This is a genomic window from Mesorhizobium sp. M0904, from assembly GCF_040319475.1.
Classification (GTDB): domain Bacteria; phylum Pseudomonadota; class Alphaproteobacteria; order Rhizobiales; family Rhizobiaceae; genus Mesorhizobium.
The window spans coordinates 216,151-239,122 of sequence record NZ_JAMYOC010000004.1 but is presented as its reverse complement, the minus strand read 5'-3'; the positions used below and the strand labels follow the sequence as shown (position 1 = coordinate 239,122).

General features: G+C 63.0%; 19 protein-coding genes. 11 read left to right on the top strand and 8 right to left on the bottom strand.

The genetic code is table 11. The annotated features are described in order from the left end of the window. Nucleotides 1–7: 7 nt before the first annotated feature. From NKH80_RS06755 to NKH80_RS06745, 3 genes are all read right to left on the bottom strand, one after another. Nucleotides 8–1,564, bottom strand: coding sequence for a formate dehydrogenase beta subunit (locus NKH80_RS06755; protein ID WP_352990378.1), 1,557 nt, complete (start codon nucleotides 1,562–1,564; stop codon nucleotides 8–10). Then, nucleotides 1,561–2,040 carry a formate dehydrogenase subunit gamma gene (locus tag NKH80_RS06750; RefSeq protein WP_352644503.1) on the bottom strand — a complete coding sequence of 160 codons (480 nt, stop codon included), beginning with the start codon at nucleotides 2,038–2,040 and terminating at the stop codon, nucleotides 1,561–1,563. Before NKH80_RS06750 ends, NKH80_RS06755 begins: the two co-directional genes overlap by 4 nt. Nucleotides 2,041–2,173: 133 nt before the next feature. After that, nucleotides 2,174–3,073, bottom strand: a complete 900-nt coding sequence (locus tag NKH80_RS06745) for a LysR family transcriptional regulator (protein ID WP_254816176.1) — start codon at nucleotides 3,071–3,073, stop codon at nucleotides 2,174–2,176. A gap of 193 nt (nucleotides 3,074–3,266) precedes the next feature. Between NKH80_RS06745 and NKH80_RS06740 the strand changes: the two genes are divergently transcribed. Both NKH80_RS06740 and NKH80_RS06735 read left to right on the top strand, forming a co-directional pair. Continuing rightward, nucleotides 3,267–3,908 (top strand): DUF47 domain-containing protein, encoded by a 642-nt coding sequence (locus NKH80_RS06740; protein ID WP_254816177.1) that lies wholly within the window; start codon nucleotides 3,267–3,269, stop codon nucleotides 3,906–3,908. Continuing rightward, on the top strand, nucleotides 3,908–4,912 hold the full coding sequence (locus NKH80_RS06735) for an inorganic phosphate transporter (RefSeq protein ID WP_254816178.1): 1,005 nt from the start codon (nucleotides 3,908–3,910) through the stop codon (nucleotides 4,910–4,912). Before NKH80_RS06740 ends, NKH80_RS06735 begins: the two co-directional genes overlap by 1 nt. A 38-nt stretch (nucleotides 4,913–4,950) precedes the next feature. Here the strand turns inward: NKH80_RS06735 and NKH80_RS06730 are convergent, their stop codons facing one another. Beyond that, nucleotides 4,951–5,328: a VOC family protein gene (locus NKH80_RS06730; RefSeq protein ID WP_352990449.1), complete on the bottom strand. Its 378-nt coding sequence runs from the start codon at nucleotides 5,326–5,328 to the stop codon at nucleotides 4,951–4,953. 195 nt (nucleotides 5,329–5,523) lie between these two features. Between NKH80_RS06730 and NKH80_RS06725 the strand changes: the two genes are divergently transcribed. From NKH80_RS06725 to chrA, 4 genes are all read left to right on the top strand, one after another. Then, complete coding sequence (locus NKH80_RS06725; RefSeq protein ID WP_352476039.1) at nucleotides 5,524–6,708, top strand: Mrp/NBP35 family ATP-binding protein; 1,185 nt, start codon at nucleotides 5,524–5,526, stop codon at nucleotides 6,706–6,708. A 235-nt stretch (nucleotides 6,709–6,943) separates the two neighbouring features. Beyond that, nucleotides 6,944–8,749: an IlvD/Edd family dehydratase gene (locus tag NKH80_RS06720; RefSeq protein ID WP_352739367.1), complete on the top strand. Its 1,806-nt coding sequence runs from the start codon at nucleotides 6,944–6,946 to the stop codon at nucleotides 8,747–8,749. Nucleotides 8,750–9,020: 271 nt separating this feature from the next. Further along, nucleotides 9,021–9,854, top strand: coding sequence for a chromate resistance protein ChrB domain-containing protein (locus tag NKH80_RS06715; RefSeq protein WP_352739369.1), 834 nt, complete (start codon nucleotides 9,021–9,023; stop codon nucleotides 9,852–9,854). Continuing rightward, the gene (chrA, locus tag NKH80_RS06710; protein ID WP_352739371.1) at nucleotides 9,851–11,239 is read left to right on the top strand and encodes a chromate efflux transporter; all 1,389 of its coding nucleotides are present in this window, start codon (nucleotides 9,851–9,853) and stop codon (nucleotides 11,237–11,239) included. Before NKH80_RS06715 ends, chrA begins: the two co-directional genes overlap by 4 nt. Before the next feature lie 3 nt (nucleotides 11,240–11,242). On the opposite strand, the gene NKH80_RS06705 is transcribed toward chrA, so the two are convergent. Together NKH80_RS06705 and pdxR are read right to left on the bottom strand one after the other, a co-directional pair. Next, nucleotides 11,243–12,832 (bottom strand): trimethylamine methyltransferase family protein, encoded by a 1,590-nt coding sequence (locus NKH80_RS06705; protein WP_352476035.1) that lies wholly within the window; start codon nucleotides 12,830–12,832, stop codon nucleotides 11,243–11,245. Nucleotides 12,833–13,026: 194 nt separating this feature from the next. After that, a complete protein-coding gene (pdxR, locus tag NKH80_RS06700) occupies nucleotides 13,027–14,520 on the bottom strand; it encodes a MocR-like pyridoxine biosynthesis transcription factor PdxR (protein WP_352506076.1) in 1,494 nt (497 codons plus the stop codon). Between the two features lie 254 nt (nucleotides 14,521–14,774). Here pdxR and pgi point away from each other — a divergent pair, with 254 nt between their 5' ends. Together pgi and NKH80_RS06690 are read left to right on the top strand one after the other, a co-directional pair. Next, complete coding sequence (pgi, locus tag NKH80_RS06695; RefSeq protein WP_352990374.1) at nucleotides 14,775–16,418, top strand: glucose-6-phosphate isomerase; 1,644 nt, start codon at nucleotides 14,775–14,777, stop codon at nucleotides 16,416–16,418. Between the two features lie 5 nt (nucleotides 16,419–16,423). Then, entirely contained in the window at nucleotides 16,424–17,146 is a 723-nt protein-coding gene (locus NKH80_RS06690) for an HAD family hydrolase (RefSeq protein WP_352506078.1), read from the top strand. Here NKH80_RS06690 and NKH80_RS06685 read toward each other — a convergent pair. After that, a complete protein-coding gene (locus NKH80_RS06685) occupies nucleotides 17,130–17,864 on the bottom strand; it encodes a class I SAM-dependent methyltransferase (protein ID WP_352739376.1) in 735 nt (244 codons plus the stop codon). The two genes, NKH80_RS06690 and NKH80_RS06685, sit on opposite strands and share 17 nt — an antisense overlap. A 7-nt stretch (nucleotides 17,865–17,871) precedes the next feature. Further along, nucleotides 17,872–19,503, bottom strand: coding sequence for a long-chain-fatty-acid--CoA ligase (locus NKH80_RS06680; protein WP_352990372.1), 1,632 nt, complete (start codon nucleotides 19,501–19,503; stop codon nucleotides 17,872–17,874). A 16-nt stretch (nucleotides 19,504–19,519) separates the two neighbouring features. Between NKH80_RS06680 and NKH80_RS06675 the strand changes: the two genes are divergently transcribed. From NKH80_RS06675 to NKH80_RS06665, 3 genes are all read left to right on the top strand, one after another. Further along, nucleotides 19,520–20,218, top strand: a complete 699-nt coding sequence (locus tag NKH80_RS06675; protein ID WP_352702392.1) for a hypothetical protein — start codon at nucleotides 19,520–19,522, stop codon at nucleotides 20,216–20,218. Between the two features lie 94 nt (nucleotides 20,219–20,312). After that, nucleotides 20,313–21,905, top strand: coding sequence for an ABC transporter substrate-binding protein (locus tag NKH80_RS06670; RefSeq protein WP_352990368.1), 1,593 nt, complete (start codon nucleotides 20,313–20,315; stop codon nucleotides 21,903–21,905). A gap of 58 nt (nucleotides 21,906–21,963) precedes the next feature. Then, nucleotides 21,964–22,971 carry an ABC transporter permease subunit gene (locus NKH80_RS06665; protein WP_254816243.1) on the top strand — a complete coding sequence of 336 codons (1,008 nt, stop codon included), beginning with the start codon at nucleotides 21,964–21,966 and terminating at the stop codon, nucleotides 22,969–22,971. The last annotated feature ends 1 nt before the right edge of the window (nucleotide 22,972 follow it).

The following is a 22,972-nucleotide window of genomic DNA, read 5'->3' as shown; positions in this document are numbered from 1 at the left end:
TCCGCTCCTATTCCGCTGCTTCGGCGACTGGCGTCGGCCGAAAGTCGTCCGGGAAATGGTTGAGTGCACTCATCACTGGATATGGGGTGAAGCCGCCGAGAGCGCAAAGCGAGCCGAACTTCATCGTGTTGCAAAGGTCGGTGACCAGTGCGATCTGCTTTTCCGGTTCGATGTTCTGGGCGAGCCGGTCCAGCACCTCGACGCCGCGCGTCGAGCCGATGCGGCACGGCGTGCACTTGCCGCAGCTTTCGATAGCGCAGAATTCCATGGCAAAGCGTGCCTGCTTCAGCATGTCGGCGCTGTCGTCGAAAACGACGATGCCGGCATGGCCGATCAGCCCGTCCTTGGCGGCAAACGCTTCGTAGTCGAATGGCGTGTCGAACAGGGCGCGCGGGAAATAGGCGCCGAGCGGGCCACCCACTTGCACAGCCTTGACCGGACGCCCGGTCGCCGTGCCGCCGCCGATATCGTCAACGATCTCACCCAGCGTCATGCCGAACGCCGCCTCGTAGAGACCGGGATATTTGACGTTGCCGGCAATCTGGATCGGGATGGTCCCGCGCGAACGGCCCATGCCGAAATCCTTGTAGAAGGCGGCGCCCTTGTCCATGATCACCGGCACCGAGGCCAGCGAGATGACGTTGTTGATCACCGTCGGCTTGCCGAACAGGCCCTTGTGCGCCGGCAGTGGCGGTTTGGCCCGCACCTGTCCGCGCTTGCCTTCGAGGCTGTCGAGCAGCGCCGTCTCCTCGCCGCAAACATAGGCGCCGGCGCCGACGCGGACTTCCATGTCGAATGAATTGGCCGAGCCGAGCACATTGACGCCGAGCACGCCGGCCTTGCGGGCGATCTCGACGGCCTTCTGCATCACCGCCACCGCATGCGGATATTCGGAGCGGATATAGATGAAGCCCTTGGTCGCGCCGGTGGCGATGCCGGCGATCACCATGCCTTCGATCAGCACGAAAGGGTCGCCTTCCATGATCATGCGGTCGGCGAACGTGCCGGAATCGCCTTCATCGGCATTGCAGACGATGTATTTGCGGTCGGCCGACGTATCGAGCACCGTCTTCCATTTGATGCCAGTCGGGAAGCCGGCGCCGCCACGACCGCGCAGCCCGGACTCGGTCACCTGCTTGACGATGTCGGCCGGCATCATCGCCACTGCATTCTGCAAGCCGTTCAGCCCGCCATGCGCCTTGTAGTGATCGAGCGACAGCGGATCGGTGACGCCGCAGCGCGCAAAGGTCAGCCGCGTCTGCCTCGCCAGGAACGGAATCTGGTCGGGAGCGCCGAGCCAGCGTTTGTGGTGACAGCCGGTGAGGAAGCCGCAGTCGAACAGGCTTTTGACGTCGGATGGCTTCACCGGCCCATAGGCGACACGGCCATTGGCCGTTGCCACCTCGACCATCGGCTCGAGGAAATAGGCACCGCGCGAGCCGTTGCGCACGATCTTGGCCTCGATGCCGCGCTCGGCCAATTCCGCCCGAACCGCCTTGGCAACCTTTTCCGCACCCAGCGCCAGCGCGCCGGAATCGCCGGGAATATAGATACGCGGGATCATGAGCGCACCTCGGCAACGATTTCATTGAGCTTTTCGTCGTCGAGCCGCCCGATCACCTCGCCGTCCAGCATCGCCGACGGCGAGCAGGCGCAAAGGCCGAGGCAATAGACCGGCTCCAGCGTCACCGAACCGTCGCGGGTTGTCTCGTGGAAGCCTATGCCCAGCAATGATTTGAGCCTGGCGGCAATCGCATCCGAACCCATCGACTGGCAGGCTTCCGCCTGGCAGAGCTTCAGCACATGCCGGCCGGCCGGCTGGCTGCGATAATCGTGATAGAAGGTGACGACGCCATGCACCTCGGCCCTGGAGATGTTCAGCGCCTCGGCGATGACCGGCAGCGCATCCTGCGGCACATAGCCGAACTCTTCCTGTATGCCGTGCAGGATCGGCAACAGCGGGCCTTCGAGGCCTTTCAACTCGTGGATGATCGCCGCGGTGCGCGATGCGATCTCGGTACTTGCAGGCTGCATCGACATGCAGCGCCCTCCCTGGTCGTGGCGGTCTTCCGCTAAGTGCTTAGGAAATCAGAGGAAACCCGCTAAATCAATAAAGCCGATCCGTTGCTCGATAGAAATTTTCTATCGTTCGCGATCACCAGCATTGTCTAGCCTAGCGACGGGTGCGGAAATCGTCCGCCAGCGCCATTGCCTCGTCCAACAGCGCCGAGACCAGCGGCGTGTGCGGTTCGCGCGGCGCCGCCACCAGCCCGACGGTGTGGCTGGCATCCGGCTCGACGATCGGGATAGCCCGGATCGGCTCGGAAAAGCCGAACGTTTCCGCAAGGTTAAGCGGCATGATGGACGACCATTTGCCGGTGCGGATATGCGAGAACAGCACGATCATCGAGTTGGATTCCAATGTCGGCCGCACCTGCACGCCGGCTTCGGCCAGATGCTGGTCGATGATGCGGCGGTTCTGCATGTCCGGCGTCAGCAGGCAGAGCGGCAGCTGACTGAGCTCGGCCCATGTCACTTTGTCGCGGTCGAAATACGGGTTCCCGACGGCGGTGATCAGCTGATAGCGCTCGTCATAGAGCGGTACGCTGGTGACGCGTCCGAGCGGCTCGTTGTCGAGATAGGTGATGCCGGCGTCGATATCGAAATTGCCGAGCAGCGACAGCACCTCGATCGAGGTCCGCGACAGCACCGAGAAGGTGACGCCGGGGTGTTTTGCCCGAAACGGCGTCGTCAATCGCGCCACCATGGCCAGCGCCGTCGGGATCGCCGCGATGCGGATACGCCCTGACAGGCCGTGACGCGCCGCCCGCATCTCCTCGCGCATGGTCCTGCTGTCGCCGACGATGCGGCGCGCCCACACCAGCACCTGTTTGCCTTCCGGCGTCAGCCCCTGGAAGCGCGAGCCGCGCAGCACCAGCATCACGCCGAGCTGGCCCTCCAGCTGCTTGATGCCGGCCGAAAGTGTCGGCTGGGTGACGCCGCATACTTCGGCCGCCCGGCCGAAATGCTCTTCCTTGGCAAGTGCTATGAAGAATTCCAGCTTGTCGATCATGCCGTCGGGAGCCTGTCACGGACGATATGTCCTGTCGTAGCGCGCAAGGTCGTGGAAATCGCCTTCGGCCGCAAGCCGCCTGTGTAAATCGTCCGCATCCACATCTTTCAGCCGGCTTACTGTTTCCCGCAATGGAATGCGGCGCTATGTGGATCAGACGGGGTCGTGGACTGGACACGACGGGAGACCGAACATGCTGGGCTGGTTCCGCAAGCTTTTGCCGCGCGAAGATCGCTTCTTCGACCTGTTCGAGCGGCATTCCCGCACCGTGGTCGGTGGCGCCGAGGCACTGCAGCAGCTTCTGCAGGGCAACGACATCGACCGCTGGTGTCAGACGATCATCGATCTCGAGGACGAAGCCGATCAGATCACCGCGGAGGTGCTGCTTGCGGTGCGGCGCTCCTTCATCACGCCCTTCGATCGCGGCGACATCAAGGACCTGATCCAGTCGATGGATGATGCCATCGACATGATGCACAAGACCGTCAAGACGGTAAGGCTGTTCGAGAAGAAGGAATTCGACCCGCTGATGCAGGAAATGGGAGGCGTCATCGTCGAGGCCGCCAAGTTGGTGGCCGAGGCGATCCCGCTGCTCGGCAAGGTCGGGGCGCACACGGTGCGCCTCAATGCCATCGCCGAGGAAGTCATGCGTGCCGAAGGCCGGGCCGACGACCTGCACGAGCAAGGCCTGAAGGACCTGTTCAAGCGGCATGGCCGCAGCGACCCGATGGCCTATCTGATCGGCAGCGAGATCTACGGCCAGCTGGAGAAGGTGGTCGACCGCTTCGAGGACGTTGCCAACGAAATCAGCGGCATCGTCATCGAGAACGTATAGTGGAAGCCGCGATAGCCTTTCCCGTGCTGGTCGGCCTTGTCGTCGTCGCGCTGTTCTTCGATTTCCTCAACGGCCTGCACGATGCCGCCAACTCCATCGCCACCATCGTCTCCACCCGGGTGCTGCGGCCGCATTATGCGGTGTTCTGGGCGGCCTTCTTCAATTTCATCGCCTTCATGTTCTTCGGTCTCCACGTGGCGGAGACGCTGGGAACCGGCATCATCGACGCCAGCATCGTCACGCCGGCCGTGATCTTCGCAGCACTTGTCGGCGCCATCGTCTGGAACATCGTCACCTGGCTCGTCGGCATCCCGTCCAGCAGTTCGCACGCGCTGATCGGCGGTCTGGTCGGCGCCGGCGTCGCCAAGGCAGGCACCGGCGCCATCGTCTGGGCCGGGTTGGGCAAGACCACGGCGGCCATCGTGCTATCGCCGGCGGCAGGCTTTCTGCTGGCGCTCGTCCTGATCCTCGCGGTCTCCTGGCTGTTCCTGCGGCAGACACCGTTTGCCGTCGACAGCACCTTCCGCGTCATGCAGTTCTTTTCCGCCTCGCTCTATTCGCTCGGCCATGGCGGCAACGACGCGCAGAAGACCATGGGCATCATCGCCGTGCTCCTCTATTCTCAAGGCATGCTCGGCGCGAATTTCTACGTGCCGCTGTGGGTCGTCATCACCTGTCAGTCGGCGCTGGCGCTGGGCACATTGTTCGGCGGCTGGCGCATCGTCCACACCATGGGCTCCAAGATCACCCGGCTGAACCCGATGCAGGGTTTCTGCGCCGAGACCGGCGGTGCGATTACCCTGTTCGCCGCCACCTGGCTCGGTATTCCTGTATCGACCACGCACACGATCACCGGCGCCATCATCGGCGTCGGCGCCGCCCGCCGCGTCTCCGCCGTTCGCTGGGGCATTGCCGGCAACATCGTGGTGGCATGGATCGTCACCTTGCCGGCAACCGCGGCCATCGCGGCTCTCACCTACCTCGCGGTCGGCCTGGCATGGTGACAGCACCGTAGCACTGCGCGGCAGGCGATGCGCCGTATCTACCTATCCACAAGGTTCAGGATGTTGCCGTCCGGATCCTTGAACCATGCGACCTTCATGCCCTGGCCGACATGGACATCGCCCTCAAGCGTCAGGCCTGGCATGTCGTAATGCTCGAATGTCACGCCCTTCGATTTCAATGCCTCAACGATTTTGCCGAGTTCATCGCCGACCGTCCAGGTCACAGCCGTCGCCTTGTTGGTCCCAGCGAAGTTCGAACGGTAGACGTTGATGGCGGTATCGCCGCTTTCATAGACGATCAGTTCACCACCCTCATTGTGCACTTCTTTCAGGCCGAGCGTTCCTTCGTAAAAAGCCCTGGCCTTGGCCAGGTCCTTCACCGCGAGATTGGCCGTTGCGTTGCTGTTTGCGAGCATGATTCGTCTCCTTCGCTGGCGGTCATTCCATGTCCACTGAAATAGGTTGCGTTGACGATTTGGCGACGGCCACTCCCGCTGGAAATGCTGTCGTATGGTCGCTTCCTCCCCCATACGCCGCTGCAACTGTTGGTCCATCGCTTGGTTCTGTTCCGGAACTGCATTATCTGGAGCGGAAAAGTAGAGGAAAAACTCATGCCCGCCGCCCATGAAAACGTGACCAAGGAAATGGTTATCGAGCGCCTGAAGACGGTCAATGGGCCGGATTTCACCGGCAATATCGTCGATCTCGGCATGGTTTCAGAGATTTTCATTGCCGATGCCAAGGTGTTCTTCTCGATCACCGTTCCCGCTGCCCGTGCCCAGGAGATGGAGCCGCTGCGTGCGGCGGCCGAACGTGTCGTCAAGGCGATCCCCGGTGTCGCCGGCGCCGTGGTCGCGCTGACGGCGGAAAAGAAGGGCGGCGGCATGGAGGCGCCGGTTCCGCAAAGACCGGCTCAGAGGCCCGCTCCACCAGCCGCACCTGCCCGTCCCGCCCCACAGGCGCCTGCCTCGCACAGCCAGGGCAAGCGCGGCGTACCCGGCATCGAGGCCATCATCGCCGTCGCTTCCGGCAAGGGCGGCGTCGGCAAGTCGACCACCGCCGTCAATATCGCCCTTGGGCTTGCCGCCAACGGGCTGCGGGTCGGCGTGCTCGATGCCGATATTTATGGCCCTTCCATGCCGCGTCTGCTCAACATTCGAGGCAGGCCGCAGACCGTCGACGGCAAGATCCTGAAACCGATGCAAAATTATGGCCTCAAGGTCATGTCGATGGGCTTTCTCGTCGATGAGGAGACGCCGATGATCTGGCGCGGGCCGATGGTGATGTCGGCATTGACGCAGATGCTGCGCGAGGTCGAATGGGGACCGCTCGATGTGCTCGTCGTCGACATGCCGCCCGGCACCGGCGACGCCCAGCTGACCATGGCCCAACAGGTGCCGCTGGCCGGCGCCGTCATCGTCTCGACGCCACAGGACCTGGCCCTGATCGATGCGCGCAAAGGCCTCAACATGTTCAGAAAGGTTGACGTGCCGCTATTGGGTATCGTCGAAAATATGAGCTATTTTCTCGCCCCCGATACGGGAAAACGCTACGACATCTTCGGCCATGGCGGCGCGCGCCGCGAGGCCGAGCGTCTCGGGGTCACCTTCCTTGGCGAAGTGCCGCTCGAGATGGGCATCCGCGAAAGCTCGGATGCTGGCACGCCGGTGGTGGTCTCGAAACCCGATGGCGCCGAGGCGAAAATCTACCGCGACATCGCCGCCAAGGTTTGGGACCGCGTCAATGAAGAGCGCGGCGCGGCCGAGGCTGCAGTGCCGAGCATCGTGTTCGAGTGATGCGGATGTCCTCCCCCAAGTGGGACCTTGAGGGGAGGGCGGCCGGAAGGGCCCGGTAGGTCCGCGGCGACACGTTCCAGCTTTTCCGGGATAGCGGGCTGACAAACCACGATCCCGTCTAGCGCGGAGGCAGATGTGTGTCTATCGCACCAAAGTGCGGATTCGGATTGCGCGTGCCCCTTGCCTGCTCCCGCGCGTTGTCATATCGATTTGTCATACAAATACGGAGACCACGATGGCAGGCGCCCCCACCAGCAAGAAAAAATTTCGCTCGCAGGAGTGGTTCGACAATCCCGACAATCCGGGCATGACGGCACTCTATCTGGAACGTTACCTGAATTACGGGCTGACGCGGGCCGAACTGATGTCCGGCAAGCCGCTGATCGGCATCGCGCAGACCGGCTCGGACCTGTCGCCCTGCAACCGCCACCACATCGAACTGGCCAAGCGCGTGCGCGAAGGCATTGTCTCGATGGGTGGCATCCCTTTCGAGTTCCCTTGCCACCCGATCCAGGAGACCGGCAAACGGCCGACTGCTGCACTTGATCGCAATCTTGCCTATCTCAGCCTGGTGGAGGTGCTCTACGGCTATCCGCTCGACGGTGTGGTGCTCACCATCGGCTGCGACAAGACGACGCCGGCCATGCTGATGGCCGCGGCCACCGTCAACATCCCGGCCATCGCGCTTTCGGTCGGGCCGATGCTCAACGGCTGGCACAAGGGCAAGCGCACGGGCTCCGGCACTATCGTCTGGGAATCGCGCCAGCGCCTGTCGGCCGGCGAGATTGGCTATGACGAGTTCATGGATATCGTTGCCTCCTCGGCCCCGTCGACCGGCTATTGCAACACGATGGGCACCGCCACCACGATGAATTCGCTGGCCGAGGCGCTCGGCATGCAATTGCCGGGCTCGGCCGCTATCCCCGCCCCCTATCGCGAACGCGGCCAGATCGCCTACGAGACCGGAAAGCGCATCGTCGACATGGTGCATGAGGATCTGAAGCCCTCCGACATCATGACCCGTAAGGCCTTCGAGAACGCCATCGTCGTCAACTCGGCGATCGGCGGCTCGACCAATGCGCCGATCCACCTCAACGCCATCGCCCGCCATCTCGGCGTGCCGCTCGACAATGACGATTGGCAGAAGGTCGGCCTCAACATACCGCTCATCGTCAATCTGCAGCCGACGGGCGAATATCTCGGAGAGGACTATCACCATGCCGGCGGCGTGCCGGCCGTGATCGCCGAACTGATGAAGGGCGGCCTGCTGCCCTATCCGGAAGCCACGACCGCTAACGGCAAGACCATCGGCGACAATTGCCGCGGCGCCGTTAACGAGAACCTCGACGTCATCCGCCCGGTTGCCGAGCCGCTGAAAGCCAATGCCGGCTTCATCAATCTCAAGGGCAATCTGTTCGATTCGGCGATCATGAAGACCAGCGGCATCTCGCCCGAGTTCCGCGAGCGCTATCTGTCGAACCCGAAGGACCCCGAAGCCTTCGAGGGCAACGCCATGGTCTTCGACGGCCCCGAGGACTATCACGCCCGCATCGACGACCCGGCACAGGGCATCGACGAGCACACCATCCTGTTCATGCGCGGCGCCGGTCCGATCGGCTATCCCGGCGGCGCCGAAGTCGTCAACATGCAGCCGCCTGCCTATCTGATCAAAAAGGGCATCCACGCGCTGGCCTGTATCGGCGACGGTCGTCAGTCGGGCACGTCGGGCTCGCCGTCGATCCTCAACGCCTCGCCTGAAGCCGCCATCGGCGGCGGCCTGGCGCTGCTGAAGACCGGCGACCGCGTCCGCATCGACCTGCGCAAGGGCACCGCCGACATCCTCGTCAGCGACGACGAGATCGCGCGGCGCCGCGCCGAGCTGCAGAACAATGGCGGCTATCACTATCCGAAGCACCAGACGCCCTGGCAGGAAATCCAGCGCGGCATGGTCGACCAGTTTTCCGAAGGCATGGTGCTGAAGCCGGCGGTGAAATACCAGGATGTGGCGCATACAAGCGGCGTGCCGAGGGACAATCACTGACCAGGGTCCATCGCACGGGCCAGCCGTCAGGTCGCCGGTGTTGCGGTCACCTCATTTCTCCCCGTTAACAGCCCGCTAACGGGGAGAAATGCCCGGCACAGAGTTGGACGCCATCGTTTGTCAAAAACGATTGTCCTGCGACAGCAGGGACAAATGCTTGACAAGCGAGCGTGACAAATCCACGATCATCGCAAGGGGTGCATCGCGACGACCCCGTGAGGCGTCAGCCCAACGTTCGCGTCCAAGCTTCTCTTTCAAGGAGGTGGACGCCATGCCGTCAACAACCGCTATCACCGTATCGCAACTATCCCGTCTGATTGGGCTGCCGGGTGCGCCCGCAGTCATCGACGTCCGCATCGATGATGACTACAACTCCGATCCGCGCCTGCTGCCGGGGTCGGATCGGCGTGATTTCAGGACTGTCTCGAACTGGGCTGCCGACTTCGCCGGCAGGCAAGTGACAGTCGTCTGCCAGCAGGGGAAAAAGCTCTCGCAAGGCGTCGCCGCATGGCTGCGCCACGAGGGCATAGCCGCCGAATCGCTCGACGGCGGGTTTGAAGCATGGCGCGATGCCAAGGGCCTTCTCGTTCACGCCGACAAGATACCGCCCGTTGACGCCAAGGGCCGCACCGTTTGGGTGACGCGTACGCGCCCGAAGGTCGATCGCATCGCCTGCCCTTGGCTGATCCGACGCTTCATCGATCCGCACGCGGTCTTTCTCTTCGTCGAGCCGGCTGAAGTGTCGGCCGTCGCCGATCGCTTTCAGGCCGTGCCTTTCGACATCGAGAACGTGTTCTGGAGCCACCGCGGCGAACGCTGCACCTTCGACACCATGATCGAGGAGTTCGGGTTTAAATCCGAAGCGCTCGATCGCCTGGCCACGATCATACGCGCTGCCGATACTGCGAGCCTCGATCTTGTTCCACAGGCGGCCGGGTTCCTGGCGGCCTCGCTTGGCCTGTCACGGATGTTTCGCGACGATCTGGAGCAGCTCGAGGCCGGCATGCTGCTCTACGATGCGTTCTTCCGCTGGTGCCGCGATGCCACCGAGGAGACGCATAACTGGCCGGCCGCCGGCGCAGTCAGCACGGGCAAACCATCGTGAGCGCCGTCCTTTCGAAAAAGCCGGCGGAGATCCGGGAGCCGGTTGTGCCGAGCTTCCGGCAGGCCGTGAAGGTCTGGGCGAAAATCGGGGTGCTCAGCTTTGGCGGCCCGGCCGGGCAGATCGCGCTCATGCACAAGGAACTGGTCGAGGACCGGCGCTGGATCGGCGAACAGCGCTTCCTGCATGCGTTGAACTACTGCATGCTGCTGCCTGGCCCTGAGGCCCAGCAGCTCGCCATCTATATCGGCTGGTTGCTGCACAAAACGGTCGGCGGCCTTGTTGCCGGCATTCTCTTCGTCATGCCGGGCGCGCTTGTCATGCTCGTCCTGAGCAGCCTCTATGCGCTCTATGGCGACGTACCACTCGTCGCGGCGCTGTTTTTCGGGGTCAAAGCGACCGTGCTCGCCATCGTCATCGAGGCGGTGATCCGGATCGGCAGACGCGCGCTGAAAAACCCCGTCATGGTGTCGATCGCACTCGCCGCCTTCATCGCCATCTACGCGTTGAACGTGCCGTTTCCGCTGATCGTCCTGCTTGCCGGGCTGGCAGGCTGGATCGGCAACCGTAGTGCGCCGGCATTTTTTTCCGGCGTCTCGCATGGCAAGGGCGATGTTCCCGACGTTAAGGGCGCGGTCGATCTGATGTTCGAGCGCGGCGAACTGACCCACGTCAGGCCGACGCGATGGCATGCGCCGCGCACTTTGGCGATCTGGCTACCGATCTGGCTCGGGCCTGTTCTGCTCGTCTGGGCTGTCACCGGCTCTGCCAGCGTATGGACGCAAATCGGTGGCTTTTTCAGTGTCATGGCGGTCGTCACCTTCGGCGGCGCCTACGCCGTCCTTGCCTATGTCGCGCAGGCAGCGGTCGAATCCTTCGGCTGGCTCGCCCCGGGTGAAATGGTCGACGGCCTCGGACTTGCCGAAACCACGCCGGGTCCGCTCATCCTGGTCTTGCAGTTCGTCGGCTTCGTCGCCGCCTTCCGCCACTCCGGCGCGCTCGCGCCGCTTCTTGCCGGATTGTTTGGAGCGCTGCTTACGCTGTGGGCGACGTTTACCCCATGTTTCCTGTGGATATTCCTTGGCGCGCCCTACATCGAAGCGCTGCGCGGCAACAAGGCACTGTCGGCGGCGCTCGGTGCGATCACCGCCGCCGTCGTCGGCGTCATCATGAACCTCGCTCTATGGTTCGGCTTGCACGTCATCTTCGGCGAAGTGCGCAATGTCGGGCTTGGAATGGACGTGCCGGTGCTTTCATCGATAGACTGGCGCGCGGCGCTGCTTTCCTGTGCCTCGATGATCGCCATCCTGAAGCTGAAGATCGGCATGCTGCCGACGCTCGCCGGATCGGCACTGGCCGGTGTCTTGTTGCTGGCTGCGAGCGGGTAACGCTCAGCCGCCCATTCTGTCGCGCGGCAGCTTGATCATATCGCCGAAGCGGGCGCGCAATTTGTCGTCGACCGGTTTTGGCACATGGCGCGGGAAGCGTTCGGCAAGCACGCGTTTCTTCTCGATGATCGCCCGTTGCAGGATATCGGGCCTGCCTTTCTCATTCCATTCCTTCGGCGAAAAGCGGTCGCCGACGGCCGGATAGAAATATTCGGTCTGCATCAGCCGCAGCGTCTGCTCGTTGCCGAGATAATGGCCCGGCCCTTTCAGGCAGACATCGGCAATGGTGTCGATCGACAGCGACTCGTCCGTCACTTCGATGCCGCGCACGCAGCGCAGGCAGTGGCCGAGCATGTCATTGTCGATGATCAGGCTCTCCAGGCAGAAGCCGAGCAGCGACGCGTGCATGCCGGCCGATTCATAGACCAGGTTGAGGCCGGCGAGACCGGCCATCACGTCGGTTATGCCCTTTTCGTAGCCGGACTGAATGTCAGGCAGTTTCGAATCTGTCATGCCGGCGGCCGAACCGCCCGGCAGATCGTAGAATTGCGCCATCTGCGCGCAGGCCGCGGTCAGCACCGCCTGCTCGGCCGAACCGCCCGACATGGCGCCGGTCCTGAGATCCGAGACAAACGGCCAGGTGCCGAAGATCGCCGGATGGCCGGGCTTGATCGCGTTGACATAGATAAGGCCGACGAGCACTTCGGCGACTGCCTGCACCACGGCGCCCGCAATCGCCGCCGGTGCCGTCGCACCCGCCTGTCCTGCCGACAGCAGCAGGATCGGAATGCCGCCCTCGACGCAGGCTTCGAGAACGCCGCAGGCGTCCTCGGCAAACTTCATCGGCGGCACGACGAAGCAGTTCGAATTGGAGACGAAAGGCCGGGCGCGAAAATTCGCTTCGCCGCCCGCGATCGCATAGAGCATGTCGAGCGCCGGCTTAACGTTCTCGCGCACGGTAAACGAGGTCCCGACATGCTTCGACGTGCCCATGACGCAGGCGTAGAGCGTGTTGAAATCCATATCGAGCGGGTCGGGAATGTCGCGCGGCACCATTGGCCGCTGGAAGAAATGGATGTTGTCGAGCCCTTCGACCAGGCGCGCGGCATCGTAAATGTCCTGCAGCAGCGACTCGCGATACTCACGCTTTTCGACATCGACAAGATGCACCGCAGCACCAGCCGTGCCGTAATGCACACGCTTGCCCTGGATCACCATGTCGTGCTTCGGATCCTGGCCGTGCAGGGTGAAATGCCGCGCCGCTTTCTTGATGGTGTCGAGCACAAGGCCGCGAGGAAAGCGCAGGCGGCCGTCCTCACCGAGGGTCGCGCCCGCCTTGGTCAGTGCCTCGATGCAGGAGGGGATGGCATTGGCGAAGCCGACTGTCTCCAGAAGGGTAAGCACGGCCTCATGGATACGTTCGCAATCATTGCCGCTGAGCGGGCTGTAGCTCCCGCCTTCGAGGCCGGCGCGCACCGGCTTGACGTCGTCGGCAAGCGGTGCCGCCCGCATGGCGCGGCGCGCCTCGCGCCCGCCGGACCGCCGCGAACGCTGGTCTGCGGACACGTCCTGCTTCTCATGGGCCATTGGCATGAAGGCACTCCAACTTTAGCTGCGGAGCGGGCGCGGCGGTTGGTCCACCATCGGCCTGCTTCGTCCCCTCTATACAGCGACTATGCCGCCGGCATTGGCACAGCCTATGTGCCAGCCGGTCCCGTCGCATATGCCAAGGAGCTAAAGGACCGGAGCCGCACTACATGCGCCAGGCTCCGGTCGGGGAAGGGAGATCAGGCCGCTGCCGGCCTGCGTCCAGCTGCCGTCGCCAGTTCGCGGATGCCGGGTTCGATGTGCTGCAACGCGATCGAGGAAATGCCCAAGCGCATGAAACGCGATGGCTTTTCGGTGCGATCGAAGAAGCGGTCGCCGGGCTCGATGATGACGCTGCGCGAGGCTGCGGCCTCCGCCAGTCCGCGCGAATCGGTGCCGCGCGGCCCCTCGAGCCAGAGCGACGTACCGCCGGCCGAATCGGTCGAGCGCCACTCAGGCAGGAAGGCGGAAATCGCATGGACCAGACGCTTTCGCCTCTCGTCGAAGGCACTCGACAGCCGCCGCACCAGCGCCTCGTGATGGCCGAGCGACAGGAAGAGCGCCACGGCGCGCTGGTTGTTGGCCGGCGGATGGCGCAGCATGAAGCGGCGCAGCGCCCGCAGCTCGGAGATCAGCCCGGCCGAGGCGACGATGTAGCCGAGCCTGAGGCCGGGAGCGAGCGTCTTCGACATCGAGCCGACGTAGACGACGCGGCCGGACCGATCGAGGCTCTTCAGCGCCTGCTGCGGCGCCTCGTCCAGGAGCTGGCTGTCATAGCCGTCCTCGATGATGATCTGGTTGTGCCGGTTGGCGCGCGCCAGAAGATCCTGCCGCCGCTCCGCCGACAGCGGCACCATGGTCGGGCAATGGTGGCTGGGCGTGACGAAGACGAAGCCGGAATCAGTAGGAATAGCAGAGGTTACGATGCCGGAGTGGTCGACTGGAACCGGCTGGATATCGGCGCCGGCCAGCCGGAAGATCGAGCGTGCATCGGGATAGCCGGGGTCTTCCATCGCCACCTTGGAGCCCTTGGTCATCAAAAGCGTGGCCAGCATGTAAAGCGCGTTCTGCGCGCCCAGCGTCACGATGATCTCGTCCGGATTGGCGAAGATGCCGCGCCGCGGCAGCAGCCGGGCCTGGATCTGCTCGATCAGGAGCGGATCGTCGCGGTCGACCATGTCGGATGCCCAGTTGCGGATTTCGAGCACCGCCAGCGCCATGCGGTTGCACTCGCGCCATTCGGCGGTCGGGAACAGCGCCGGGTCGAACTGGCCGTAGACGAAGGGGTAGGACGACTTGATCCAGTTGTCGTGCTTGGCCGGCGGCGGCATGTCGCTCGCCGCGATCTGCCGGCGCGCCTTCCAGTCGATCTCGTTGGCCTGGTCGGGCGCCTTCTGGTGCGGCTTGGCCGGCGTCGCCAGCACCTCGGGATTGACAAAATGGCCGCGGCGCTCGCGCGCCACCAGGAAGCCCTGGTCGACCAGCTGCTGGAAGGCCAGCACCACGGTGCCGCGCGCTACGCCGAGTTTTTCGGCAAGAATCCGGCAGGACGGAAGCGGCATCGAAGCCGCGATCTGCCGGTCGAGGATGGCGGCGACGATCGCCTGGCGGATCTGCGCCTGCAGGGTCTGACCGGAGTCCGCCGAAATCCGGAACAGGCCGGACCATATGGCCGTGTCGTTTCGCTGTGGCATGGGAGATGTTCCTCGATGGCCAGCTTTTTTCACTTGGCTGGACCAGTCGAATGTACCGGTGGCACAAGGTGTTGCGCCAATCAATTTTTCTGATCGCTGGGATTTATACCAGTGATCCTTTGCGCCGGCCCGCGCTGCGCTGCGGCATCGCTGCGCATTGAAACAGATGGAATTCGACCCGATAGTTTGCCGCGACGACACGCGCCGGAAACATCCGGCCTGATAAGATGCACCTCAAGAACCGGAGCGAGGCAGTGGATCAACCGTCCTTTCAAAAGCAGCTCGGCGCGTTGCGCGATCATCGTGCGGCCAAATCGGGCTCGATGCGCGAGGCTTTCGCCGCCGATCCGCAGCGCTTCGAGAAATTCTCCGCCAGCGACGGCGACGTGCTGCTCGACTGGTCGAAATGTGCGGTCGATGCGCGGACGATGGAGTTGCTGGAGAAGCTGGCTGAGGCCGCCGACCTCGAAGGCCGGCGCGACGCGATGTTTGCCGGCAAGAAGATCAATGTCACCGAAGGCCGCGCCGTGCTGCACACGGCACTACGCAACCTGACCGGCAAGGGCATCGTGCTCGACGGCCAGGACGTGAAGGCGGAAGTCCTTGCCGTACTCGACGCGATGGGTGCCTTCGCCGACGCGGTGCGTTCCGGCAAGGCGGCCGGCGCGACCGGCAAGAAGATCACCGACATCGTCAACATCGGCATCGGCGGCTCCGATCTCGGCCCTGCCATGGCGACGCTGGCGCTGGCGCCCTATCATGACGGGCCGCGCGCGCATTACGTATCCAATATCGACGGTGCGCATATCCACGACACGCTGAAGGGACTTTCCGCCGAAACCACCCTGTTCATCATCGCCTCCAAGACCTTCACCACGGTCGAAACTATGACCAATGCCGAGACCGCGCGCGGATGGGTTGAGAAGGCGCTCGGCAAGGAAGCGGTCGGCAAGCATTTCGCCGCCGTCTCGACGGCGCTCGACCTGGTCGACAAGTTCGGCATCGCGCCCGATCGCGTCTTCGGCTTCTGGGACTGGGTTGGCGGCCGCTATTCCGTCTGGGGTGCGATCGGCCTGCCGGTGATGATCGCCATCGGCCCGAAGGATTTTCGCGCCTTTCTCGACGGCGCCCATGAGATGGACGAGCATTTCCGCACCGCGCCGCTGGCGAAGAACCTGCCGGCGCTGATGGGGCTGATCGGCTGGTGGCACCGCGTGATCTGCAAATACCCCGCTCGCGCCGTCATCCCTTACGATCAGCGTCTGTCCAGGCTCCCGGCCTATCTGCAGCAGCTCGACATGGAATCGAACGGCAAGAGCGTCACCCTGGACGGCGGCGCTGTGACGACGCCGACCGGCCCGCTGGTCTGGGGTGAGCCCGGCACCAATGGCCAGCACGCCTTCTTCCAGCTTCTGCATCAGGGCACCGATTTCATTCCGGTCGAATTCCTCGCCGCTGCCGTAGGCCACGAGCCGGAACTGAAGCATCACCACGACCTTCTGCTTGCCAATTGCCTGGCGCAGTCGGAAGCCTTCATGAAGGGCCGCACGCTGGAGGAAGCCCGCGCACAGATGCTGGCGAAAGGCATGAAGCCGGCTGATGTCGACAGGATTGCTCCGCACCGCGTCTTCTCCGGCGACCGCCCCTCGGTGACGATCCTCTACAGAAAGCTCGACCCCCACACGTTCGGACGGCTGATTGCGCTCTACGAGCACCGCGTCTTCGTCGAAGGCACGCTGTTCAACATCAACTCCTTCGACCAATGGGGCGTCGAACTCGGCAAGGAACTGGCGACCGGGCTGCTGCCCGTCGTTGAAGGAAAGGAGAACGCCGCAAAGCGGGACGCCTCGACTGCCGGACTGCTGGAATACATCCACCGCTTGCGCGGCCTGGAGTGAAAAGCTTGGCGGACATCAAGGGAATATTGTTCGACAAGGACGGCACGCTCGTAGATTTCAACGCGACATGGCTGGGCATCGCCGACTTCATGGCGATGGATGCGGCCGAAGGCGATCGCTGGAAAGCAGACAGGCTGCTTGCGGCGGCGGGCTTCGACTTCGCCAGCAAGCGCTTCAAGCCGGATTCGATTTTTGCCTCGGGGACCAACATGGACGTCGTCGAGCTGTGGTTTCCACGGCTGTCAGACGAGGACCAGATGCTTGCCGTCGCCCGCTTCAACGCCATCACTTCGGCGCAGGGATCGGCAATGGCGGTGGCGCTGCCGGGTGTGGTCGAGACGCTTGGCCTGCTTCACAGAAAATCCTACCGGCTTGGCGTCGCCACCAACGACTCGACCAGCGGCGCGGAAAAGACCTTGGTCACTCTCGGCGTCGCGCAGCTTTTCGACGCCGCCTATGGTTACGATGCGGTGGCCAATCCAAAACCGGCGCCGGATACGATCCTTGCCTTCTCGGATCTGACAGGGCTCAGGCCGGCGACGATCGCAATGGTCGGCGACAATCGCCACGATCTGGAGATGGCGCGGGCCGGCGGCTGTGGCCTGGCGATCGGCGTGCTGTCCGGCACCGGCACACGGGAATCGCTGTCGCAGATCGCCGACGTCATCCTCGATTCAGTTGCCGATCTGCCCGATTTTCTTGCGGCCCGAGTCAGCGAGACGGTCTAGACTCGCAGCTAAACTGTCCGAACGAGAACACGCCACTCGGTTTCATCGCCGCATTCCTGCCTTCGCCGACATCCGCCACCTCGTATTCGGCCAGCAGGCGAAGCCGCGAGCGGGGCAGATAGGCGCGGCCCGGATCGCCGACCAGCACCTCGATGCCGGCAGCGAGGCAGCGGTCGAGGAAGGGAACGACCCGGCCGGCAAGATCATGGGCGTAAAACAGGTCGCCGACCACCACGACATCCACCGGTGGCGGCGGACCGCTGGTTATGTCCCCGCCGATCGTCGCAATCACAACGCCGTTCGCCATCGCATTGAGGCCGATCGCGGCAACGCCGTTGCGGTCGATCTCGGCCGCGATCACCGCGCTTGCGCCGGCTTTTGCCGCTGCGATGCCGACGAGGCCCGAGCCGGCGCCGAGGTCGAGCACGCGACGGCCGGTCACGGTCTCCGGCCGGTCGAAAATATAGCGGGCGAGCACCGCGCCGCCGGCCCAGACATAGGCCCAATACGGTGGCTCCGGTTCAGGTCCGTCTTCTTCGGTAGCGTGTTGGTTCCACTCGACAAGCCGCCTGAGCCCGCTTCCCGGATGGGCGGTGTAAAGCCGAATTTCGGGAACCGCAGGTACTGCCGCGATCCGCATGTTCGCCCGGATGAACTCTGCCGGATCTGGGCGCGAGCCTATACCCACCGCATTGGCGCCGGCGATGCAATCGCTCAAGCTGCGCCTAGCCCCGCAACGCCCGTCGCAGGATCTTGCCGACCGGTGTCTTGGGCAGCTCGGTGCGGAACTCGATATGCCTGGGGCGTTTGTAGCCGGTCAGGTTCTCTTTGCAATAAGCCGCCAGCGCTTCGGCGGTCAGCCCAGGGTCCTTCTTGACGACGAACAGCTTCGGCACTTCACCCGAATGCTCGTCCGGCACGCCGATCGCCGCCACTTCGAGTACGCCCGGATGCTGCGCCACCACTTCCTCGAGTTCGTTCGGATAGACGTTGAAGCCGGAAACCAGGATCATGTCCTTCTTGCGGTCGACGATCTTGGTGTAGCCAAGCTCGTCCATGAAGCCCATGTCGCCCGACTTGAAGAAGCCGTCCTCAGTCATCACCTTGGCGGTCTCGTCCGGCCGGTTCCAGTAGCCGGCCATCACTTGCGGTCCGCGGATGCAGATTTCGCCGACTTCGCCGAGCGGCAAATTGTTGCCGTCGTCGTCGCGGATGGCGATCTCGGTCGAGGGCAGCGGCAGGCCGATCGTGCCGGTGTAAACGCCGTCGCTGAATTTGTTGATGGTTGTCCCCGGTGAGGTTTCGGTAAGCCCATAGGCCTCGCTGATCGGGCAGCCGGTCAGCGCCTTCCAGCGTTCGGCGATGGCCCTCTGCACCGGCATGCCGCCACCCAGCGTCAGGATCAGCGGCTTGAAATCGAGCTTGCGAAAATCCTCATTGTTGAGCAGCGCATTGAACAGCGTGTTGAGGCCCGGAAAGATGTGGATCGGGTATTTCTGCAGCTCTTTGACGAAGCCGGGAATGTCGCGCGGATTGGGGATGAGGACATTCTGTGCGCCTTGCTGCATGCCTACCAGCACGTTCGCCGTCAGCGCAAAAATGTGATAGAGCGGCAGCGCGCAGAGGAAGTTCAGATGCGCCGGCTTAGGCTTGACGGTAAAGGCGTCTTCAGCCCACAGCGCGTTCTGCGCGACGTTCGCCAAAATGTTGCTGTGCAAAAGCATCGCGCCCTTGGAGATGCCGGTCGTGCCGCCTGTGTATTGCAGGAAGGCGATGTCGTCGGCCGCGACCTTTGCGGGCCTGAAGGCCATGCCGGCGCCTGCCTTCAGCGCGGCGCTGAATTTGACATGGCCGGGCAGCGACCATGCCGGGACCATCTTTTTGACGCGGCGTACAACGAAGTTGACGATTGGTCCCTTGAGCCCGCCTAGCATGTCGCCCATCGAGGCGACCACGATATGCGTGACTGCGGTCCTGGCGATCACCGTCTGCAGGGTACAGGCGAAATTTTCGAGGATGACAATGGCTTGAGCGCCGGAATCCTTGAGCTGGTGCTCCAGCTCGCGCGGCGTGTAGAGCGGATTGATGTTGACCACGACATAGCCGGCGCGAAGCACTGCCATGATCGCCACCGGATATTGCAGCACATTCGGCATCATCAGTGCGACGCGCGCGCCCTTCTGCAGCCCCGTTGATTGCAGATAGGCGCCGAAGGCGGCCGACTGTCGCTCGAGGTCGGCATAGGTGATCGATTTGCCCATGCAGACGAAGGCCGGCCGATTCGCAAACTGCTTGCACACGGTGACGAGAAAGTCGCCGATCGAGCTGGCGGGCAGGGCGCCGATCTCGGCCGGCACGATCTTTGGATAACTCTTGAGCCACGGTTTTTCCGGCAGGCCGGCGGCCAGCGACGTGATCGCCTTTGGTAATCTCTTGGCCGGACCTGCCGACGGTCGGGGCGCTGTCGGCACTGCCTTCGCCGCCGGCTTGGCGGCAGACTTTGCAGCAGGCGCCGTCTTGCGGGTTGCCGGTTTAGCAGCCGTTCCAGCCGTGGTCTTCGCCGCCGGCTTCGCGCTTGCCTTCGCGGTAGCCGCCGGCTTGGCGTCGGCCGCTTTTGACTTGACTGCTTTCGATGTTGCCTCGGCCTTTGCTTTCGCCGCGCTGGTTGTCTTTGCCGGTTTTGCCACCTGTCGCTCCCTCAATCGTTCTTATTGTTTCGGCATGCTTGCGCGCCACCACCGCCCTGATCAACAAAGATATCCCAACGCTTGCCGCAATGCCCGAAACCCGGGAAAATTCGGCACGCTGCCCATCTATCTATGTATTGCCACAAGCGGCGGCCATGCAAGCCTTCGCCACCAGGAGTGCGGTAAGACTTGCCGTCAAACCTCTCGGCCGCGACCGGTTTTCGGACGCGGGTCTCTTGAACCGAAAGGCTCGATTCCCACAATTGGCGGCATCGCCGATCAACAAAAAATTGAAGTCGCTAATAATGTCGTGATCTGCGGATTCGGCTCGTTTTTTCCACAATTTGCCGCGTGCCGGAATTTTTTTCTGCTTCCCGTGGGTTAGGCAAACAAGCAGTTCCAAAGCTAGAAAAACGGTGCTTATATGCGGCCTTCGCGAGCCTGATAGAGGGGCTTGGAAGAACATCAGGGAGTGCTCAATGAAAAAGAAACTGACTTTTGCAGCCGCGTTGCTGGCTGCAAGCGTCCTCGGCGGCATGGCCAACGCAAAACAACTGGTCTATTGCTCGGAGGCTTCGCCGGCCGGCTTCGACCCGTCGCCATGGAGCGGCGGCAACGACTTCGACGCCTCGTCGCGCACCATCTATTCGCGCCTGGTCGAGTTCGAGCATGGCAAGACCACCATCTCCCCCGGCCTGGCAGAGAGCTGGACGGTTTCCGACGACGGTCTCGAATACACCTTCAAGCTTCGCCCTGGTGTGAAATTCCAGACGACCGATTATTTCACGCCGACGCGCGACCTCAACGCCGACGACGTGATCTTTTCCTTCGAACGCCAGTGGAAGAAAGAAAGCCCGTGGTACAGCTATCTGGAAGGCACCGGCTGGGAATATTTCACCGGCATGGGCTTCCCCGATCTCCTGAAGGAAATCGTCAAGGTCGACGACCTGACGGTGAAATTCGTGCTGAACAAGCCTGAAGTCGCGTTCCTGCCGGACCTCGGCATGGATTTCGCCTCGATCGTTTCCAAAGAGTATGCCGACCAGCTCGACAAGGCCGGCACCAGGCAGCAGTTCACCCAGAAGCCGGTCGGCACCGGTCCGTTCCAGTTCGTCGACTACCAGGTCGACGCGGTCATCCGCTACGCGGCATGGGACGGCTACTATGGCGGCCGCCAGAAGATCGACGATCTGATCTTCGCCATCACGCCCGATCCCGCCGTGCGCGCGCAGAAGCTGAAGGCGGGCGAATGCGATATCATGTCGTACCCGGCGCCAGCCGACATTGCCGGACTGCAGGCCGACACGAACCTCAAGGTCGATGAGCAGGAAGGCCTGAATATCGGCTACATGGCCTATAACACAACGCAGCCGCCCTTCGATAAGGTCGAGGTCCGCAAGGCCCTCAACATGGCGGTGAACAAGAAGGCAATCATCGACGCGGTCTATCAGGGTGCCGGCACGCCGGCCATCAACTCGATCCCGCCGACCATGTGGTCCTATAACAAGGACATCAAGGACGATCCCTACGATCCGGAGGCGGCCAAGAAGATGCTGGCCGACGCCGGCGTCAAGGATCTGTCGATGAAGATCTGGGCTATGCCGGTCAGCCGCCCCTACAACCCGAACGCCCAGCGCGTCGCCGAGTTGATCCAGGCCGACTATGCCGCCGTCGGCGTCAAGGCGGAGATCGTCAGCTACGAATGGACCGAGTATCGCCAGCGCGGCAAAGCCAAGGATCGCGACGGCGCCTTCCAACTGGGCTGGACCGGGGACAATGGCGATCCGGACAACTTCTTTTTCCTGCTCGGTTGCGATGCCATCGGCCAGTCCAATTATGCGATCTGGTGCAATCAGGAATTCGAAGCCCTGCTGAAAAAAGGCAAGGCAACGACGGACGTCGCCGAGCGCACCAAGATCTACGAGGAAGCTCAGGTGGTGTTCAAGCGTGAGGCTCCGTGGCTGACCATCGCCCACTCCAAGGTCTTCATGCCGATGAACAAGAAGGTGTCGGGCTTCGTTATGGACCCGCTCGGCATTCATCGGTTTGACGGCGTCGACGTCACCGAATAAGTCCTGAGAAATTGAACGGCGGCGCTGGACTTCCCGCGCCGCCGTTCTATGAAGCAAGATGCTCCGTTATCTCCTCCACAAGCTCGCTTTGATCATCCCGACCGTGTTCGGCATATCGCTGGCGGCGTTCGCTTTCGTCCGGCTTCTGCCCGGCGATCCCATCCTGGCCCTGGCCGGCGAGCGCGGCGTCAGCCCCGAACGCTACGCCCAGCTCATCGAGCAGTTTGGCTACAACCGGCCCTATGTCATCCAGTACCTGGAATATATCGGCAGGGTCCTCACCGGCGATTTCGGCATATCCATTGCCACCAAGCGGCCAGTGCTCGGCGAATTCCAGGCGCTGTTTCCGGCCACGCTGGAACTGGCGACGGTGGCGTTGATCATCGCCATCCTGCTTGGCATCCCTGCCGGCATTTTCGCTGCGGTCAAGCGGGGCTCCTGGTTCGACCAGGCGACGATGGGTGTCGCGCTGACCGGCTATTCGATGCCGATCTTCTGGTGGGGGCTGCTGCTCATTATCTTCTTCTCCGGCTATCTCGGCTGGACGCCGGTTTCCGGCCGCATCGGCCTGCAGTATTTCTTCAGGCCGACGACCGGGTTCATGCTCATCGACAGCTTGATCTCCGGCAGGAGCGGCGCTTTCAAATCCGCCGTCAGCCATCTGATCCTGCCATCGATCGTGCTGGCGACGATCCCGCTCGCCGTCATAGCGCGCCAGACGCGCTCGGCGATGCTCGAGGTGCTGGGCGAGGACTATGTCCGCACCGCGCGTGCCAAGGGCCTGGCGCCGCGCCGTGTCATCGGGCTGCATGCTTTTCGCAACGCGCTGATCCCAGTGGTCACCACCATTGGACTGCAGGTCGGCACGTTGATGGCAGGCGCCATTCTGACCGAAACCATTTTTTCCTGGCCAGGCATCGGCAAATGGATGATCGACGCCATCGGCAAGCGCGACTATGTCGTCGTGCAGAGCGGATTGCTGATCATCGCGCTGATCGTCATGGCGGTGAACCTGATCGTCGACGTGCTCTACGCGGTCATCAATCCGCGCATCCGGGTGCAGTGAG